This is a genomic window from Pseudoxanthomonas mexicana, assembly GCF_046736355.1.
Taxonomy (GTDB): Bacteria; Pseudomonadota; Gammaproteobacteria; order Xanthomonadales; family Xanthomonadaceae; genus Pseudoxanthomonas_A; species Pseudoxanthomonas_A mexicana_B.
In genome coordinates this window covers 990,867-1,008,519 of the sequence record NZ_CP157201.1, presented here as the reverse complement: position 1 = coordinate 1,008,519, position 17,653 = coordinate 990,867, and the positions used below count along the sequence as shown (strand labels likewise).

Annotated in this window: 13 protein-coding genes; 3 read left to right on the top strand and 10 right to left on the bottom strand. The window is 70.6% G+C overall.

Annotated features, from left to right (window positions below):
• Positions 1–67: 67 nt before the first annotated feature.
• The 4 genes from aspS to AAG688_RS04500 form a co-directional block, all read right to left on the bottom strand.
• Positions 68–1,816, bottom strand: a complete 1,749-nt coding sequence (gene aspS / locus AAG688_RS04515) for an aspartate--tRNA ligase (RefSeq protein ID WP_411834166.1) — start codon at positions 1,814–1,816, stop codon at positions 68–70.
• A 123-nt stretch (positions 1,817–1,939) separates the two neighbouring features.
• Entirely contained in the window at positions 1,940–2,638 is a 699-nt protein-coding gene (locus AAG688_RS04510; RefSeq protein ID WP_411834165.1) for a hypothetical protein, read from the bottom strand.
• 31 nt (positions 2,639–2,669) lie between these two features.
• Positions 2,670–3,026, bottom strand: coding sequence for an FmdB family zinc ribbon protein (locus tag AAG688_RS04505; protein WP_411834164.1), 357 nt, complete (start codon positions 3,024–3,026; stop codon positions 2,670–2,672).
• A gap of 83 nt (positions 3,027–3,109) precedes the next feature.
• Positions 3,110–5,095 carry an ABC-F family ATP-binding cassette domain-containing protein gene (locus AAG688_RS04500; RefSeq protein ID WP_411834163.1) on the bottom strand — a complete coding sequence of 662 codons (1,986 nt, stop codon included), beginning with the start codon at positions 5,093–5,095 and terminating at the stop codon, positions 3,110–3,112.
• A gap of 258 nt (positions 5,096–5,353) precedes the next feature.
• On the opposite strand from AAG688_RS04500, the gene ybaL reads away from it, so the two are divergent.
• Positions 5,354–7,045: a YbaL family putative K(+) efflux transporter gene (gene ybaL, locus AAG688_RS04495; RefSeq protein ID WP_411834162.1), complete on the top strand. Its 1,692-nt coding sequence runs from the start codon at positions 5,354–5,356 to the stop codon at positions 7,043–7,045.
• Positions 7,046–7,100: 55 nt separating this feature from the next.
• On the opposite strand, the gene AAG688_RS04490 is transcribed toward ybaL, so the two are convergent.
• The 5 genes from AAG688_RS04490 to rluD all read right to left on the bottom strand — a co-directional run bounded on the left by AAG688_RS04490 (position 7,101) and on the right by rluD (position 14,020).
• Positions 7,101–7,898, bottom strand: coding sequence for an EAL domain-containing protein (locus AAG688_RS04490; RefSeq protein ID WP_411834931.1), 798 nt, complete (start codon positions 7,896–7,898; stop codon positions 7,101–7,103).
• A 238-nt stretch (positions 7,899–8,136) separates the two neighbouring features.
• A complete protein-coding gene (locus tag AAG688_RS04485) occupies positions 8,137–9,384 on the bottom strand; it encodes a hypothetical protein (protein WP_411834161.1) in 1,248 nt (415 codons plus the stop codon).
• Between the two features lie 199 nt (positions 9,385–9,583).
• Positions 9,584–12,169 (bottom strand): ATP-dependent chaperone ClpB, encoded by a 2,586-nt coding sequence (gene clpB / locus AAG688_RS04480; protein ID WP_411834160.1) that lies wholly within the window; start codon positions 12,167–12,169, stop codon positions 9,584–9,586.
• Positions 12,170–12,281: 112 nt separating this feature from the next.
• Entirely contained in the window at positions 12,282–13,034 is a 753-nt protein-coding gene (gene pgeF, locus AAG688_RS04475; protein WP_411834159.1) for a peptidoglycan editing factor PgeF, read from the bottom strand.
• Positions 13,031–14,020, bottom strand: a complete 990-nt coding sequence (gene rluD / locus AAG688_RS04470; protein ID WP_411834930.1) for a 23S rRNA pseudouridine(1911/1915/1917) synthase RluD — start codon at positions 14,018–14,020, stop codon at positions 13,031–13,033. Before rluD ends, pgeF begins: the two co-directional genes overlap by 4 nt.
• A 99-nt stretch (positions 14,021–14,119) precedes the next feature.
• On the opposite strand from rluD, the gene AAG688_RS04465 reads away from it, so the two are divergent.
• Complete coding sequence (locus AAG688_RS04465) at positions 14,120–14,998, top strand: outer membrane protein assembly factor BamD (RefSeq protein WP_411834158.1); 879 nt, start codon at positions 14,120–14,122, stop codon at positions 14,996–14,998.
• Between the two features lie 167 nt (positions 14,999–15,165).
• Positions 15,166–16,005, top strand: coding sequence for a PhzF family phenazine biosynthesis protein (locus AAG688_RS04460; protein ID WP_411834157.1), 840 nt, complete (start codon positions 15,166–15,168; stop codon positions 16,003–16,005).
• A 9-nt stretch (positions 16,006–16,014) separates the two neighbouring features.
• Here AAG688_RS04460 and AAG688_RS04455 read toward each other — a convergent pair whose 3' ends face one another.
• The gene (locus tag AAG688_RS04455; protein WP_411834156.1) at positions 16,015–17,652 is read right to left on the bottom strand and encodes an NAD+ synthase; all 1,638 of its coding nucleotides are present in this window, start codon (positions 17,650–17,652) and stop codon (positions 16,015–16,017) included.
• Between the last annotated feature and the right edge of the window lies 1 nt (position 17,653).

Sequence of the window (17,653 nt, the reverse complement as noted above, 5' to 3'; positions counted from 1 at the left end):
ATGTGCCGTGCGGGAGTCGCTTCGAAGGCGATGTGCCCACCGTTGTCCGCAGCGGCTTCGGGGACATTTATTCTTTGGGCCGGGTCTGGATATGCACTTCGGCCAGCTGCGCATCCGGAATCGGCGACGGCGCGCCGGTCATCAGGCACTGTGCCGAGGTGGTCTTGGGGAACGGGATGACGTCGCGGATCGATTCGGTACCGGCCATCAGCGCGGCGATGCGGTCGATGCCGAAGGCGATGCCGCCGTGCGGCGGCGCGCCGTACTTCAGCGCGTCGAGCAGGAAGCCGAACTTGGCCTCCGCTTCCTCCGCGCCGATGCCCAGCAGTTCGAACACCGCGCTCTGCATCTCCGGCCGATGGATGCGGATCGAGCCACCGCCGATCTCGTTGCCGTTGAGCACCATGTCGTAGCCGCGCGACACCGCGGTCTTCGCGTTGGCGCGCAGGTCGTCGATGTCGTCCACCGCCGGCGCGGTGAAGGGGTGATGCAGGGCCACGTAGCGCTGCGCCTCCTCGTCCCACTCGAACATCGGGAAGTCGGTGACCCACAGCGGCTTCCAGCCGTCCCGCACCAGGTTGAAATCCTTGCCGGCCTTGAGCCGCAGCGCGCCCATGAAGTCGGACACCTTGTTGTACGCGCCGGCGCCGAAGAACACGATGTCGCCGTTGCCCGCGCCGACGCGCGCCAGCAGCGCGGCGAAAGCCTGCTCGCCGAAGAACTTGGCGATCGGCGAGGTCACCTCGCCGTTGTCGCCCAGCTTGGCGTAGGCCAGGCCCTTGGCGCCGTACTTGGCCGCGTGCGCGGCGTACTCGTCGATCTGCTTTCTCGACAGGCTTGCGCCGCCGGGGATGCGCAGCGCGGCGACGCGCCCGTCCGCATCATTGGCGGCGGCGGTGAACACGGCGAACTCGCAACCTTTCACCTGCTCGGCCACGTCCACCAGTTCCAGGTCGATGCGCAGATCGGGCTTGTCCGAGCCATAGCGGCGCATCGCATCAAGCCAGGTCATGCGCGGGAACGGATCGGCCAGCTCGACGTCCATCACTTCCTTGAAGATGTCGCGGATCATGCCTTCCACCGCGTCCTGCACGTCGCGCTCGCGGACGAAGGCGAACTCCATGTCGAGCTGGGTGAACTCCAGCTGGCGGTCGGCGCGCAGCGCCTCGTCGCGGAAGCAGCGCGCGATCTGGTAGTAGCGGTCGAAGCCGGCCACCATCAGGATCTGCTTGAACAGCTGCGGCGACTGCGGCAGCGCGTAGAACTCGCCCGGATGCATGCGCGCCGGCACCAGGAAGTCGCGCGCGCCCTCGGGCGTGGCCTTGGTCAGGATCGGCGTCTCGATGTCCTGGAAGCCGCGCGCGTCCAGCCAGCGGCGCAGTGCCTGCACCAGGCGGATGCGGGTGCGCTGCTTGCGCTGCATCTCCGGCGTGCGCAGGTCCAGGTAGCGGTACTTCAGGCGGGTTTCCTCGCCCGGGTTCTCGTGGGCGTGGAACGGCAGCGGCTGCGCCTTGTTCAGCACCTCGATGCGGGTGGCGACGATCTCCACCCGGCCGGTGCGGATCTTCTCGTTGACGCTGTGGCGCGCGCGCACCACGCCTTCGACCCGCAGCACGTCCTCGTAGCCCAGCCCGGCGGCCACCGCGAACACCTCGGCATTGTCCGGCTCCACCGTCACCTGCACGATGCCCTCGTGGTCGCGCAGGTCGATGAAGCAGACGCCGCCGAGGTTGCGGGCCACGTCGGTCCAGCCGGCCAGGGTGACGGTTTGGCCGATCAGGGTCTCGTCGACCAGGCCGCAGTAATGGGTACGCATTGCAGGCTCCACGCAGAAGGCACGGCGCAGGGCGCGCCGGTAGGGTTGCGCCGGCGCGTGGCCGGCGAAGCCCGCTAGTTTAGCGTGACGCCCGGCCCGGCTCGCGTGCCGGGGAGCGGTGGCTCAGTGCCCGGCCGGGTCCGGTGACGCGCCCCACGGCGGCGGCGGAAGATCGACCGGCCGGGTCAGGTCGAACTCGACCTTGAACAGGCGGCCGCCCGGCCGGCTCAGTTCGTAGCGGAAGAACCGCCCGGGTTCGATCTCCATCGCCCAGGTGTTGTTCAGCGACGCGTTCAGGCCCTCGCGCTCGAACAGCGCGACGGATTCCTGATCGACCGGGAATTCCTGCCGCTCCGGCGTGCCGGCGGCCACCGACTGCCCGCCGTACATGGTCACCGCGTCCTCGCTGCCGTCGGCGTGGCGGTGGTCGTGCTTGAGGCGCAGCAGGGCGTCGGGCAGGCGGGTCAGCACCCAGGTGCGCGAGTGGTCGTCGCCGACGTGGAAGGGAATGCGCAGCTCGCGCTTCGGGTCGTCGCAGCCGCGCACGTGCATCACCAGCGGCTTGCCCTCGAAGGCGTCGGGCGTGGTCGGCTTCGGCTCGTTGGCGACGATGCGCCCGGCGAACGCCTGGCCGCAGTGGCCGGCGATCGCCGCCATGAACTGGTCGGCGGGCGCCGACAGGCCAGGCTGTGCGGAGGCGTCCGCGCCGACGGCGGCGTCGGCGGACGGCGTGGAGGCAGGCTGTTGCGAGGACGGCGCGCAGGAGGCCAGCGCGGCGGTGGCGAACAGGACGAGGGGAAGCTGCGGCGATAGGAGATTCATGAACGCACCCTAACCGCCGCAGCGGCCTGCATCAAGTCGGCGGCGTGGACGCGGCCGGCGCGGCGGGCTTGGCCGTAGCAGGGGCGGTATCGGCCTTCGGCGTGGCGGCGCCCTCGCCCTTGCCGGCGGCGGCCTCGGCGGGCTTGCCGTCGCCGGACTTGGATGCGCCCTCGCCGCCGTCGGCGAGGTTGCGCTTCCGGTCGCCATCCTTCTTGAAGTCGGTCTCGTACCAGCCGCTGCCGGCCAGGCGGAAGGCCGGCGCGGTCAGCTGCCGCTTCACCGCCGCCTGGCTGCAGGACGGGCAGGCCTCGGGATCCGGGTCGGACAGCTTCTGCAGGCGGTCGAACGAGTGGCCGCACTGGGTGCATTCGAAGGCGTAGATGGGCATGGCGCAAGGCTGTGGTGGAGCGGACAGGGCGGGTTGTGGGGATGGCCGCCGCGTTTTCAAGCGCGGCGATGCGCGCCCTGGCTTCATTGGCCTTCGATCAATTCCAGCCAGGCCTGTTCGGCCTGCGCCAGTTGCTGCGCGGCCGCCTCGCGATCGCGCGCCAGCGCGGCCATCTTCGCCGCATCGCCGTAGTGGGACGGATCGGCCAGCAGGCGGTCGAGATCGGCCAGCGCCTGCTCCAGCTCGCCGACGCGCTTCTCGGCGGCGGCCAGCTTGTGCGGGTTGGGCGGCTTCCTCGCCGGCACGGGCGCGGGCGGCGGCGGCGGGGTCGGCGCGGCCTGGGCCATCTTCCGTTTGGTGCCCTGCGCGGCCGGGCGGGTGCGCAGCCAGGCGGCGTATTCGTCGAGGTCGCCGGCGAAGGGTTCGACCTTGCCGTCGGCCACGCGCCAGAAGGTGTCGCAGACCAGGCCGATCAGGTGGCGATCGTGGCTGACCATGACGATGGCGCCGTCGAAATCCGAGAGCGCCTCGGCCAGCGCCTCGCGCATCTCCAGGTCGAGGTGGTTGGTCGGTTCGTCGAGCAGCAGCACGTTGGGCTGCTGCCAGGCGATCAGCGCCAGCGCCAGCCGCGCGCGCTCGCCGCCGGAGAAGCCGTCCACCGGCTCGAACGCGCGGTCGCCGGGGAAGTTCCACTTGCCGAGGAAGTCGCGGAACGCCTGGGTCGGCGAATCCGGCGAGATCTCGCGGAAGTGGTCGATCGGCGACTGCCCCTCGTGCAGCGACTCGACCGTGTGCTGGGCGAAGTAGCCGATGCGCAGGTCAGGATGCGCGTTGCGCTGGCCGGACAGCGGCGACAGCTCGCCGACCAGGGTCTTGACCAGGGTGGTCTTGCCGGCGCCGTTGGGGCCGAGCAGGCCGATGCGGTCGCCGGCTTCGAGGCCGAAGCCGACGTCGTGGAGGATCGTGATTCTGTCTCCCTCCCCTTCAAGGGGAGGGCTGGGGTGGGGATGGTTCTCCGTTCCGACGACAGCGGACTTCACCTGACCAGCAAGAACACCATCCCCACCCAACCCTCCCCTTGAAGGGGAGGGCTTTTGGGGCGGGTAGCCGGCTTCGACATGGTCGAGGCGGATCAGCGAATGCGGCAGCCGCTGCGGCGGCGCGAACTCGATGCGGAACTCGCGCTCGGCGCGCACCGCCTCGGTGCCGGCCAGCTTGGCCAGGCGCTTCATCCGCGACTGCGCCTGCCTGGCCTTGCTGGCCTTGGCCTTGAAGCGGTCGATGAAGGATTGCAGGTGGGCGCGCTCGGCCTGTTCCTTCTCGTGCGCGATCTGCTGCTGGCGCAGCTGCTCGGTGCGCTGGCGCTCGAAGTCGGTGTAGCCGCCGACGTACAGCCGGGCGTTGCCGCCGTGCAGGTGCAGGGTGTGGGTGGCGACGTTGTCGAGGAACTCGCGGTCGTGGCTGATCAGCAGCAGCGTGCCCGGGTACTTGAGCAGCCACTGCTCCAGCCACAGCACCGCGTCCATGTCGAGGTGGTTGGTCGGCTCGTCGAGCAGCAGCAAGTCCGACGGCATCATCAGCGCGCGCGCCAGGTTCAGGCGCACCCGCCAGCCGCCGGAGAACGACGACACTGGCCGCTCGTGGGTGTCGGCGGGAAAGCCCAGTCCGTGCAGCAGCTTGCCGGCGCGCGCGGTGCCGTCGTAGCCGCCGACCTCCTCCAGCCGCAGGTGCGCCTCGGCCACCGCCTCCCAGTCCTCGGCGGCCAGCGCGTCGGCCTCGGCCTTCAGCGCCTGCGCCACCACTTCGTCGCCGCCGAGCACGAAGTCGATGGCCGGGTCCGGCAGCGACGGGGTTTCCTGTGCGACGCTGGCGATGCGCACCCTGCCGGGCAGCTCGACGTCGCCCTTGTCGGCCTCCAGCTCGCCGCGGATGGCGGCGAACAGGCTGGACTTGCCGGTGCCGTTGCGGCCGACCACGCCGACCCGGTAGCCCGCGTGCAGGGCCAGATCGACGTTGGACAGCAGCAGGCGCTCGCCGCGGCGCAGGGCGAAATTACGAAGGGAAATCATGGGAGGCCATCGGATAGCGAAAGTGCGCAGGGAGATGAAGCCCTCTCTCCTGCGCTGCAATTCTACCCTTTAACGAATAATTGACGATGGCGACCGCCGGAAGGAGGAGGTTCCCGGCCTGGCGGTGGACGCGCGATGCGCACGGCGCGCCGGCGGGCCTTTCCCATCATCGCAAGCCGGGGCGACGCGGCGATTGCCGGTCGCCGGCCCGGTGCGCCAAACTGGCAGACCGCCATCCGCCCCCCGCATCGAGCTTCAATGCATCATGACACCGAACTGATCAACATCATCGCCGTTGGCCTGGGCCTCGCCTTCATCCTCGGCGCCCTGGCCAACAAGCTGCGCCTGTCCCCGCTGGTGGGCTACCTGGTGGCCGGCATCTTCGTCGGCCCCTTCACGCCCGGCTTCGTCGCCGACCAGGCGCTGGCCAACCAGTTGGCGGAACTGGGCGTGATGCTGCTGATGTTCGGCGTCGGCCTGCATTTCTCGCTGAAGGACCTGATGGCGGTCAAGGCCATCGCCATTCCCGGCGCCATCGGCCAGATCACGGTCGCCACCCTGCTCGGCTGGGGCGTGGCCGCGGTGATGGGCTGGCCGACGCTGCATGGCCTGATCTTCGGCTTCTCGCTGGCCACCGCCTCCACCGTGGTGCTGCTGCGGGCGATGGAAGAGCGCCGCCTGCTGGAGACCACGCGCGGCAAGATCGCGGTGGGCTGGCTGATCGTCGAGGACCTGGCCTGCGTGCTGGCGCTGGTGATGATGCCGGTGATCGCCGACGTGTTCGGCGCCGATGCCGCCGGGCAGGGCCACAGCATCGGCGGCGTGCTGGCCTCGATCGGCTGGACCTTCGTGCAGCTGGGCCTGTTCGTGGCGGTCATGCTGCTGTTCGGGCGCCGGGTCATCCCGTGGATCCTGGAGAAGATCGCCGGCACCGGCTCGCGCGAGCTGTTCACCCTGGCCGTGCTGGCGATCGCGCTGGGCGTGGCGTTCGGGGCGGCGGCGCTGTTCGGGGTGTCGTTCGCGCTGGGCGCGTTCTTCGCCGGCATGATGCTCAACGAATCCGAACTCAGCCACAAGGCCGCGCACGATTCGCTGCCGCTGCGCGATGCGTTCGCGGTGCTGTTCTTCGTCTCGGTGGGCATGCTGTTCGACCCGATGATCCTGGTCGAGCATCCGTGGCAGGTGCTGGCCACGGTGCTGATCATCATGTTCGGCAAGTCGGCCGCCGCGTTCTTCATCGTGCGCGCGTTCGGCCATTCCAAGAGCACGGCGCTGACCATCTCCGCCTCGCTGGCGCAGATCGGCGAGTTCGCCTTCATCATCGCCGGCCTCGGCGTGGCGCTGCAGATCCTGCCGGCCACCGGCCAGTCGCTGGTGCTGGCCGGCGCGCTGGTGTCGATCATGCTCAACCCGCTGGTGTTCGGCCTGCTCGACCGCTGGCAGGCCCGCCACCAGGAGCAGGCGCCGCGGGCGGCCGAGCCGGAACTGCCGCCCGGCCCGTCGCTGGACCTGCACGACCACGCCATCGTCATCGGCTACGGCCGGGTCGGCAGCACCCTGGCCCAGGTGCTGCGCGATCGCGGCGTGCCGGTGCTGGTGATCGACGACAACCGCGAACACGTCGAGCGCGCGCATGCCGCCGGCATCCCCGGCATCCGCGGCAGTGCCGCCGCCGACCGCGTGCTGGCCGAGGCGCATCCGGAACGCGCCAAGATCGCGGTATTGGCCATCCCGCAGCCGCTGGAATCGGGCGAGGCGCTGGCCAAGCTGCGCGCGCTCAATCCCGGTCTGACCCTGCTGGCGCGCGCGCACAGCGACGCCGAGGTCAAGCACCTGCTGGAGCATGGCGCCGACGGCACGGTCATGGCCGAGCGCGAGCTGGCCTATTCGCTGGCCGAGATGGTGCTGTCGACCCCGCCGTACCGCGAACTGAGGATGCACCCGGCCTGAGCCGGGGCGGACGGGGCCGGCGTGCCGGCTCCGTCGGCCGCGCCGGCGGCCTGCCTCAGGCCCGCACCGTCCCCGCCTGGGCGGCGGTTTCGGCAAGCATGGCGGCCAGCGGCAGCGGCGGCGAGTACAGGTGACCCTGCATCCACTGCACGCCCATCTCGCGCAGGCAGTCGGCGGTTTCCTCGTCCTCGACGAACTCGGCCACGGTCTCGGCGCCGAACGCCTCGGCCACCGCCACCGACGCCTGCACCAGCGCATGGTCCTTGCCGCGCTGGGTGACGTTGCGGATGAAGGAACCGTCGATCTTGATGATGTCCACCGGTAGTTCCTTCAGCCGCACGAAGCTCTGCATGCCGGTGCCGAAGTCGTCGATGGCGATGCGGCAACCCTTGGCGCGCAGGTCGGTCAGCAACTGGCTGGCCGAGGCGGTGCTGGAAATCGCCGCGGTCTCGGTCACCTCGAAGCACAGCGCCGACAGCGGCAGCGGCGAGTCGGCCAGCAGCGTGCGCAGCTCGACCTGGAAGCTGGTCGAGGCCAGGCTCTGCCCGGTCAGGTTGATGGCGATCTGCCGGCAGTGCGGCAGCGCCGCCGGATGCTTGCGCAACAGCCGGAACAGCGCGCGCAGCACGGCCAGGTCCAGTTCGGTGCCGCGGCCGGCGGCCTCGATCGGCCCGAGGAAGCGCGCCGGGGCAATCAGCTCGCCCTGCTCGTCGCGCAGGCGGCACAGCACTTCGCCGCGCAGGCCCTGCGGCCCTTCCGTGCCGGCCGCGCCGCCGAGCGCGCGGATGGGCTGGAAATACAGTTCGACCCGCTCGCCGCGCAGGCAGGCCAGCGCCGCGGTGGCGTCCTGCATGTGCCGGCGCCGGGTATCGCGCGAAACCGCATCGCCGGCCTCGCTGTAGCGCGGCCGCACCTCGCCGAACTGGCGCGCCTCGTAGGCCAGGTGCGAGGCGGCCAGCAGCGCCGCGTCGACCGGCATGCGCGTGGACGGCAGGCTGGCCACGCCCAGGTAGGGCAACAGCCGCACCGCCTGCCCGCCGACGTCGATCTCGGCATGCTCGACGCGGGCCATCACCTTTTCCCACAGGTCGTCACCGCCGCCCTGGCGCGGCAGCAGGGCGAACTGGCCGGCGCCGACGTAGAACGGCTGCACCAGGTCGTCCAGCCGCGCGGCCACCGCGCGCATCGCCGAGGCCTGCGTCTCCAGGCCGAACCCGGTCACCAGCGAATCGCTCTGGTCCAGCAGCAGGTAGCCCAGTTCCGCGCGCCGGGCCGGGTGCCGCGCGGTCTGCTCGCGCAGCGCCTTGAGGTTGCGCAGGCCGGTGACGGTGTCGCGCAGGGTTTCCTCGGACAGCCGCACCGACAGTTCCTGGCGGTCCCGGCTGATCACCCACAGGTAGGTCATCGTCACCAGCAGCACGCTCACTTCCAGCGCGATGTGCAGCAGGCCGAGGAAGTCGATGCCGGTGCTGGTGCGCAGGATGGATCAGGCAGAACAGGGTCAGCGACAGCGCCGCCATCGCATGCCGGGTCGGCAGCCGCAGCACGCACCAGAGCAGGATCGCCATCAGCGCGAAGCGGTAGTCCATCAGCACCGACGCCAGGTCGAACTCCGGCGACAGGCTGCCGCGCACCCGCCAGGTCGCCCACAGGCAGAGCGCCAGTCCTACGCACAGCATCGAGAAGGACAGCAGGTCCCGCCGCCGCAGCGGACGCTGCCAGCGCGCCTGCCCACGCTCGCCCCAGGCCGCCACCAGCGGCAGCACCACGATCGCCACGCCGAACTGCTTGGCGAACAGGCTCTGGAGGGCGGCGTTCATCGCGTTGGCCGGGCTGTCCAGCAGGATCAGGCTGGCGCCCAGCAGCGCCAGCCCAAGCGGATACAGCAACAGGCCGTGGACGACGAAGGGAAACAGGTCGCGCCGGTACAGCCGGTCCTCGCCGGAAGCCCGCGGCCACCCCGCCAGCCGCGCGCACGACAGCGTCCATGCCCAGAACAGGAGCCAGGCGACGCTGCTCCAGAACAGCATCGGATAGTCGCCGCTCTCCAGGAAACGCTGGCCGACCCAGGCCGCATAGGCGATGAAGGTCACCCCGTGGTAGACCCAGCGGTCGTGGGCCAGCATCGCGATCGCGAACAGCAGCCCGGCGTGCAGGTGGATCAGCGAACCGGGGACGCGCAGGCCGAGCAGTTGCGTCTCGTACTGGATGGTGATCTGCTGCAGCAGCACGCAGAGCAGGCCGAGCAGGGCGATGCTGCCGAGACGGCTGCGTATCCGCGAAACCGGCGGGGGCAACGTGTCGTGCATGCGCGGGGTGCTTTCGTGCCTGCCCGGCACGGGGAACTATCCTGACACGAAACCGCCGCATGACAAGCGTGCATCGCCCAACCGCCGCGTTGGGCAAGCCGGCATCGCCGCGCCGGTGCCGGCCGCTGGCACGTCCCGGTTCCGAATCACTTGGGGACGAATCCCGCCGAGCGCCACTGGACGGCCCATCCGCCAGGCCGACTTGCCGGCCTGGCGGACCGGGCCGCTTTCAAGGATTCCTGCGGAACACCAGCTGCCCGCCTTCGGCGCCGACGTGGATGGCATCGCCCGCGCCGAACTCGCCGGCCAGGATCTTCGTCGCCAGCGGGTTCTCCAGCTGCGACTGGATCGCGCGCTTGAGCGGGCGCGCGCCGTAGACCGGATCGAAGCCGACGTTGCCCAGCAGCGCCAGCGCCGAGTCGTCCAGTTCCAGCGTGATCTGGCGATCGGCCAGCCGCCTGGCCAGGTAGCGGGTCTGGATGCGCGCGATCTCGCGGATCTGCGCCTTGTCCAGTGGGTGGAACACGACGATGTCGTCGAGCCGGTTGATGAACTCCGGGCGGAAGTGCGCCTGCACCACGCCCATCACCGCCGCCTTCATCTGCGTGTAGCTCTCCGGGGTGTCGCCGGACAGTTCCTGGATCAGGCTGGAGCCGAGGTTGGAGGTCATCACGATGACCGCGTTGCGGAAGTCCACCGTGCGGCCCTGGCCGTCGGTCAGGCGGCCGTCGTCCAGCACCTGCAGCAGGATGTTGAACACGTCCGGGTGCGCCTTCTCCACCTCGTCGAGCAGGATCACGCTGTACGGCCGGCGGCGCACCGCCTCGGTGAGATAACCGCCCTCCTCGTAGCCGACGTAGCCCGGGGGCGCGCCGATGAGGCGGGCGACCGAGTGCTTCTCCATGAACTCACTCATGTCGATGCGCACCATCGCGTCACTGCTGTCGAACAGGAACTCGGCCAGCGCCTTGCACAACTCGGTCTTGCCGACGCCGGTCGGGCCCAGGAACAGGAACGATCCGCTGGGGCGGTTGGGATCGGACAGGCCGGCGCGCGAGCGGCGCACCGCGTCGGACACGACCTTGATGGCCTCGTGCTGGCCGATCACGCGGCCGCGCAGCACGTCCTCCATCTTCAGCAGCTTCTCGCGCTCGCCTTCCAGCATCTTGCTGACCGGGATGCCGGTCCAGCGCGCGACCACCTCGGCGATCTCCTCGTCGGTGACCTTGTCCTGCAGCAGCCGGAAGCCCTTCTGCTCGATTTCCTGCGCATCATTGAGCTGCTTCTCCAGCGCCGGCAGCTGACCGTACTGGATCTCGCTCATGCGCGCGTAGTCCTGGCGGCGCTGCGCGGCCTCCAGTTCCAGCTTGGCGCGCTCGATCTGCTCCTTGATCTTCGTCGCGCCGGTCAGCGTGGCCTTCTCGGCCTTCCAGATCTCCTCCAGGTCGTTGAACTCGCGCTGCAGCGATTCGATCTCGCTTTCCAGGTCGGCCAGGCGCTGCCTGGATTGCGCGTCCTTCTCCTTCTTCAACGCCTCGCGCTGGATCTTGAGCTGGATCAGCCGGCGCTCCATCCGGTCCATCTCCTCCGGCTTGGAATCGATCTCCATGCGGATGCGCGAAGCCGCCTCGTCCATCAGGTCGATGGCCTTGTCCGGCAGCTGGCGGTCGGCGATGTAGCGGTGCGACAGCGTGGCGGCGGCGACGATGGCCGGATCGGTGATCTCCACGCCGTGGTGGACGGCGTACTTCTCCTTCAGCCCGCGCAGGATCGCGATGGTGTCCTCGACGCTGGGTTCGCCGACGTACACCTTCTGGAAGCGGCGCTCCAGCGCGGCGTCCTTCTCGACGTACTTGCGGTACTCGTCCAGCGTGGTGGCGCCGATGCAGTGCAGCTCGCCGCGCGCCAGCGCCGGCTTGAGCATGTTGCCGGCGTCCATCGAGCCTTCGGCCTTGCCGGCGCCGACCATCGTGTGCAGCTCGTCGATGAACAGGATGATCTGGCCCTCGTTCTTGGACAGATCGTTGAGCACGCCCTTCAGCCGCTCCTCGAACTCGCCGCGGAACTTGGCCCCGGCGATCAGCGCGCCCATGTCCAGCGACAGCACGCGCTTGCCGCGCAGGCCTTCCGGCACCTCGCCGTTGACGATGCGCTGGGCCAGCCCTTCCACGATCGCGGTCTTGCCCACGCCCGGCTCGCCGATCAGCACCGGGTTGTTCTTGGTGCGCCGTTGCAGCACCTGGATGGTGCGGCGGATCTCCTCGTCGCGGCCGATCACCGGATCCAGCTTGCCGGACTCGGCGCGCGCGGTCAGGTCGATGGTGAACTTCTCCAGCGCCTGGCGCTGGTCCTCGGCATTTTCCGATTGCACCTTCTCGCCTCCCCGCAGCTTGTCGATGGCCGCGCGCAGCTTGGCCTTGTCGGCGCCGCTGGCGCGCAGTTCCAGCCCGGCCGGGCCGTTGTCGCCGATGGCCGCCAGCACGAACCATTCGCTGGCGATGTACTGGTCGCCGTTGTCCTGCGCCAGCTTGTCGGTCTGGTTGAGCAGGCGGGTCAGGTCGTTGCCGATCGACAGCTGGCCGGCCTGGCCGCTGACCTTGGGCAGCTTGTCCAGCGCCTCGCCCAGCCGCTCGCGCAGCACCGGGATGTTGACCCCGGCCTGGGCCAGCAGCGGCCGGGTGCTGCCGCCGGACTGGTCCAGCAGCGCGGTCAGCACGTGCACCGGCTCGATGATGTTGTGGTCGCGGCCCACGGCCAGCGACTGCGCGTCGGCCAGCGCCTGCTGGAAACGCGAGGTGAGCTTGTCCATCCGCATGGGGATTCCTCGAACATGGCGGCCGGCGGCGCCGGCAATGTCCTTCAGATGCGGTTGTCGCGGTGTGATTCAAGCCCGGAAGGGGATGCGCCGGCACGGCGGGCGGTTCACATCAGCTCCGCCACGCCAGCGTCGCCATGCGGCCGGTGCGCCGGTCGCGGCGATGCGAGAAGAAGCGCTGTGAATCCGAAATCGTGCACAGGCCGCCGCCTTCGATCCGGCCCACCCCGGCGGCGCGCAGGCGCAGGCGCGCCAGCGCGTACAGGTCGACCTTCCAGTGCCCCGGCCGGGTCGCGGCGAACGCGGCGGCGGCTTCCGGGTCGTTGGCGGTGAAGGCGTCGAAGACCTCCTCGCCGATCTCGTAGGCCTGCGGCCCGGCCGCCGGCCCCAGCCAGGCGCGCAGGCGCGCAGCCGGCGCGTGCATCGCCGCCACCGTCGCCTCCAGCACGCCGCCGGCCAACCCGCGCCAGCCGGCGTGGGCCGCGCCGAGTTCGTCGCCGTCCTCGGACGCGAACACCACGGGCAGACAGTCGGCGGTCAGGATGGCCAGCACCACGCCGGCCTGCGAGGTCACCGCGGCGTCGGCGCAGGGCTCGTCGTCCGCGTCCAGCATCGCCGGCGAAAACGGAAAGCGCACCACTGCGGTCCCGTGCACCTGCCGCAGCCAGCGCGGCGGCGAAGGCAGGCCGAAGGCGGCTTGCAGCGCCGCCCGGTTGCGCGCCACCGCCTGCGGATCGTCGCCACAGCGCACGCCGAGATTCAGCGAATCGAACGGCGGCTGCGACACGCCCGCGCCGTGCCGCAGCGTGGTCAGGACGTGCACGCCCGGCGGTGCGAACCCGTCGGCCCGCAGCGCCGCGTTCACGGCTTGTGCGCCTGCGCGTCGGCGCGCAACGCCGCCATCAGCGCCAGCATGTCGGCCGGCACCGGCGCCGTCACCCGCACCGGCTCGCCGCTGGCCGGATGGGCGAATTCCAGCGTCTCGGCATGCAGCGCCTGGCGCCTGAAGCCGCGCAGCTGCGCGATCAGCTCTTCGCTGGCGCCCTTGGGCAGCTTCAGCGGGCCGCCGTACAGCGGGTCGCCGACGATGGGGTACTTGATGTGCGCCATGTGCACGCGGATCTGGTGGGTGCGCCCGGTCTCCAGCCGGCACTCCAGCGCGGTATGCGCGCGGAAGCGCTCGCGCAGCCGGTAGTGGGTGACCGCGTCGCGGCCATCCTCGCGCACCGCCATCCTCAGGCGATCGCGCGGGTGGCGGTCGATCGGCGCGTTGGCGGTGCCGCCGGACACCATCGCCCCGACCACCACCGCCAGGTACTGCCGGTGCACGTCGCGCGAGGCCAGCTGCGCCACCAGCGAGGTATGCGCCGGCAGCGTGCGCGCCACCACCATGACCCCGGAGGTGTCCTTGTCCAGCCGGTGCACGATGCCGGCGCGCGGCAGCATTTCCAGCGAGGCGTCGCGGTGCAGCAGCGCGTTGACCAGGGTGCCGGTCGGGTTGCCGGCCCCCGGGTGGACGACCAGCCCGGCCGGCTTGTCCAGCACGATGACGTGCTCGTCCTCGTACAGCACGGCCAGCGGGATGTCCTCCGGCAGCGCGTGGGTCTGGGTGTCCAGCACCACCGCCAGGGTCACCGTCTCGCCGCCGCGGACCGGGTCGCGCGGGCGCACCGCCTGCCCGTCCAGCAGGGCGTCGCCGGACTTGACCCATTCGGTCAGCCGCGAGCGCGAAAATTCGGGGAAAAGCTCGGCCAGCACCGCGTCGAAACGGCGGCCCGCGGCGGAGGCGGGGACGAGGGCGGTGCGCGGGGAATCCTGTTCGGACCCGTCGATGTCGGGGGTGTCGGTCATGCGGGAGGCGGCCATGTTGGCCGAATGTTCATGGCGAAGGCGGCGCCTAGGCTATCATCGACGTCCTTGTTTCCCTGCCGCGGCCCGTGCCGCCCGTCCATGACCCAGCGCGTTCCCTCCCGTCTGCTCGCCCACGCCCGCCTCGTCGCCCTGCTGCTGGCGATCGCCGTCGCCGCCACCGGCTGCGGCCGGTTCAAGAAGGACAAGAACGCCGAGGCCAACCAGCCGGTCGAGGTCCTGTACGAAAAGGCACACGGCGCGATGAAGAACGGCAACTGGGACCGCGCCCAGGTCGAGTTCCGTGCCCTCATCGCCCAGTATCCGTACGGCCCGTACACCGAGCAGGCGCTGATCGAGACCGCCTACGCCCAGTACAAGGCCGGCAAGGTGGACGACGCGGTCTCCACCATCGACCGCTTCATCCGCACCTACCCGACCCACCGCAACATCCCCTACATGTACTACCTGCGCGGCCTGGCCAACTCGGGGCGCGACACGGTGTTCATGCAGAGGGTCTGGCGCCTGGACGCCAGCCGCCGCGACCTGGCCACGCCGATGCAGGGCTACAACGACCTGAACATCGTCGCCGAGCGCTACCCGAACAGCCGCTACGCCGCCGACGCCCGCCAGCGCATGCTGGCCCTGCGCAACCAGTTCGCCCAGCACGACCTGGACATCGCCCTCTACTACCTGCGCCGCGAGGCCTGGGTGGCGGCCGCCGGCCGCGCCAGGTACCTGCTGGAGACCTACCCGCAGAGCACGCACCAGAACGACGCCATCGCGGTGCTGGGCGAGGCCTACACCCACCTGGGCAACGAGACGCTGGCCGCCGACGCGCGCCGCGTGCTGCAGCTCAACGACCCGCAGCATCCGTGGCTGGCCGGCAAGTGGCCGGACTACCCGTGGCTGGTGCACAAGCTCAACCCGTTCGCCGGCGAGCGCTCCATCAACACCGCCGACCGCCTCCGGGACGATTGATTCACCGCACGGGCACGGCAACGAAGAAGGGCCGCCAGGCCCTTCTTTTTTGAAAGGATCTTCCCGGGGGACGGCAGGAGCAGCGGAGCAAGCTCCGCTCTACATGCGGGCCGTCGTAGAGCGGAGCCTGCTCCGCTGCCTCCGCCCCACCGCGACCAGTATCGATCATGATCGACACCCTCCTGCGCTACGCCGCCTTCACCGACCACCCCGACGGCGGCAACCCCGCCGGCGTCGTGCTGGAGGCCGGCGGGCTGGACGACGCGCGCATGCAGGCCATCGCCGCGGAGGTCGGCTACTCGGAAACCGTCTTCATGCGCGAGCGCGACGATGGCGCGTTCGAGGCGCGCTATTTCAGCCCGCAGGCCGAGGTGCCGTTCTGCGGCCACGCCACCATCGCCGGCGCGGTCGCGCTGGCCGAACGGCGCGGGCCGGGAACGCTCGTCCTGCATACGCGCGCCGGCAGGGTGACGGTGGAGACGCAGCGGCAGGGCCCGGCGCTGACCGCGACGCTGACCAGCGTGGCGCCGCGCGTGGACGCCGCGCTGCCCGACGGCCTGCTGGACGCGGCATTGGCGCACCTGCGCTGGACCCGCGAGGATCTGGACCCGGCCCTGCCCGCGCGCGTGGCCCATGCCGGCGCGCGCCATCTGATCCTGGCGGCGGCGACCCGCGAGCGCCTGGCGCGGCTCGACTACGACTTCGATGGCTTGAAGGAACTGATGCTCGCCCATGACCTGACCACGGTGGCCCTGGTCTGGCGCGAATCGGCCACGCGCTACCACGCGCGCAATCCCTTCCCGGTCGGCGGCGTGGTCGAGGATCCGGCCACCGGCGCGGCGGCGGCGGCCTTCGGCGCCTACCTGCGCGAGCTGGGCCTGGTCGCGCCGCCGGCGCGCATCACGATCCTGCAGGGCCAGGACATGGGGCGCCCCAGCCACTTGGCCGTGGACATCGGCCCTGCCGGCCCGATCCGGGTCGGCGGCCAGGCGGTGCGGCTGACGTGAGCGCCCCGGCTACGGCGAATAGCGGTTGCTGATCGGATAGCGCCGCTCGCGCCCGAACGCCCGCCGCGAGATCTTCGGCCCCGGCGCGGACTGCTGTCGCTTCCACTCGCTGTTGCGCACCAGCCGCAGCATGCGGTCCACCACCTCGGCGCTGAAGCCGGCCGCGACGATCTCGTCGCGCGACTGCTCCTGGTCGACGTGGCGATAGAGGATGGCGTCGAGCACGTCGTAGGGCGGCAGCGAATCCTGGTCGAGCTGGTTCTCGCGCAGCTCGGCCGAGGGCGGGCGGTCGATCACCGCCGGCGGGATCACCGGCGCGCCGCCGACCGTGTTGCGCCAGCGCGCCAGCGCGAACACCTCGGTCTTGTACAGATCCTTGATCGGCGCGTAGCCGCCGCACATGTCGCCGTAGATGGTGGCGTAGCCGACCGCGTACTCGCTCTTGTTGCCGGTGGTCAGCAGCAGGCCGTGGAACTTGTTGGCCAGCGCCATCAGGATCGCGCCGCGGCAGCGCGACTGCAGGTTCTCCTCGGTCACGTCCGCCCGGGTGCCTTCGAACAGCGGCCCCAGCGCCTCCAGGAAGCCCTTGAACGGCGCCTCGATGGAGATGGTCTCCAGTCGCACCCCCAGCGCGGCACACTGCTCGGCGGCCAGGTCGTTGGACAGGCCGGCGGTGTAGCGCGAGGGCAGCCGCACCGCGGTGACGTTGCCGGCGCCCAGCGCATCGACCGCCAGCGCCAGCACCAGCGCCGAGTCGATGCCGCCCGACAGCCCCAGCCAAACCCTGGTGAATCCGTTCTTGCCGCAGTAGTCGCGCAGCCCGCGCACGATCGCCCGCCAGGCCAGCGCCTCGCGGCTCTCGTCGCCGTCGTCCATCCACTGCACCGGGCTGAAGCGGCGCGCGCCGGCGTCGTAGTCCACCAGCAGCCACTGATCGGTGAACGCCGCCGCCGCCGGATGCACGGCGCCGTCGCCGTCGGCCACCAGGGACGAGCCATCGAACACCAGCGCGTCCTGCCCGCCGACCGCGTTGAGGTAGACCAGCGCCACCCCGCTGTCGCGCACGCGCTCGGCGATCAGCGCATCGCGCTGGGCGTGCTTGTCGCGCTCGAACGGCGAGGCGTTGGGCACCACGACCAGTTGCGCGCCGGCGCGCACGCTGTCGGCCAGCGGCTCGGGGAACCACAGGTCCTCGCAGATCACCAGGCCGACGCGGACCCCGCCGATCTCGAACACGCAGGCGCCACCGTCCGGATCGGCGTCGAAATAGCGGCGCTCGTCGAACACCGCGTAGTTGGGCAGCTCGCGCTTGCGGTAGGTCGCCTCGACCGCGCCGTCGCGCAGCACGCTGGCCGCGTTGTAGACCACGCTGCCGGCCGACTGCGGCCAGCCCACCACCGCGACGATGCCATGCGTGGTCGCGGCGATTTCGCCCAGCGCGATCTCGCAATCGGCGAGGAAGCGCGGCCGCAGCAGCAGATCCTCCGGGGGGTAGCCGCACAGCGCCAGCTCTGGGAACAGCACCAGGTCGGCGCCGTACTCGTCGCGCGCCTCGGCGATCATCGCCCTGATGCGAACGGCGTTGCCGGCCACGTCGCCGACCGGGAAATCGAACTGGGCCAGGGCGATGCGGATGGGATCGGACATG

Coding starts and splice junctions, on each gene's coding strand:
- AAG688_RS04460 (WP_411834157.1), top strand. CDS start 15,166: ATGATCGACACCCTCCTGCGCTACGCCGCCTTCACCGACCACCCCGAC.
- AAG688_RS04510 (WP_411834165.1), bottom strand. CDS start 2,638: ATGAATCTCCTATCGCCGCAGCTTCCCCTCGTCCTGTTCGCCACCGCC.
- clpB (WP_411834160.1), bottom strand. CDS start 12,169: ATGCGGATGGACAAGCTCACCTCGCGTTTCCAGCAGGCGCTGGCCGAC.
- AAG688_RS04455 (WP_411834156.1), bottom strand. CDS start 17,652: ATGTCCGATCCCATCCGCATCGCCCTGGCCCAGTTCGATTTCCCGGTC.
- AAG688_RS04505 (WP_411834164.1), bottom strand. CDS start 3,026: ATGCCCATCTACGCCTTCGAATGCACCCAGTGCGGCCACTCGTTCGAC.
- rluD (WP_411834930.1), bottom strand. CDS start 14,020: ATGACCGACACCCCCGACATCGACGGGTCCGAACAGGATTCCCCGCGC.
- ybaL (WP_411834162.1), top strand. CDS start 5,354: ATGCATCATGACACCGAACTGATCAACATCATCGCCGTTGGCCTGGGC.
- AAG688_RS04500 (WP_411834163.1), bottom strand. CDS start 5,095: ATGATTTCCCTTCGTAATTTCGCCCTGCGCCGCGGCGAGCGCCTGCTG.
- aspS (WP_411834166.1), bottom strand. CDS start 1,816: ATGCGTACCCATTACTGCGGCCTGGTCGACGAGACCCTGATCGGCCAA.
- AAG688_RS04490 (WP_411834931.1), bottom strand. CDS start 7,898: ATGCAGGACGCCACCGCGGCGCTGGCCTGCCTGCGCGGCGAGCGGGTC.
- AAG688_RS04465 (WP_411834158.1), top strand. CDS start 14,120: ATGACCCAGCGCGTTCCCTCCCGTCTGCTCGCCCACGCCCGCCTCGTC.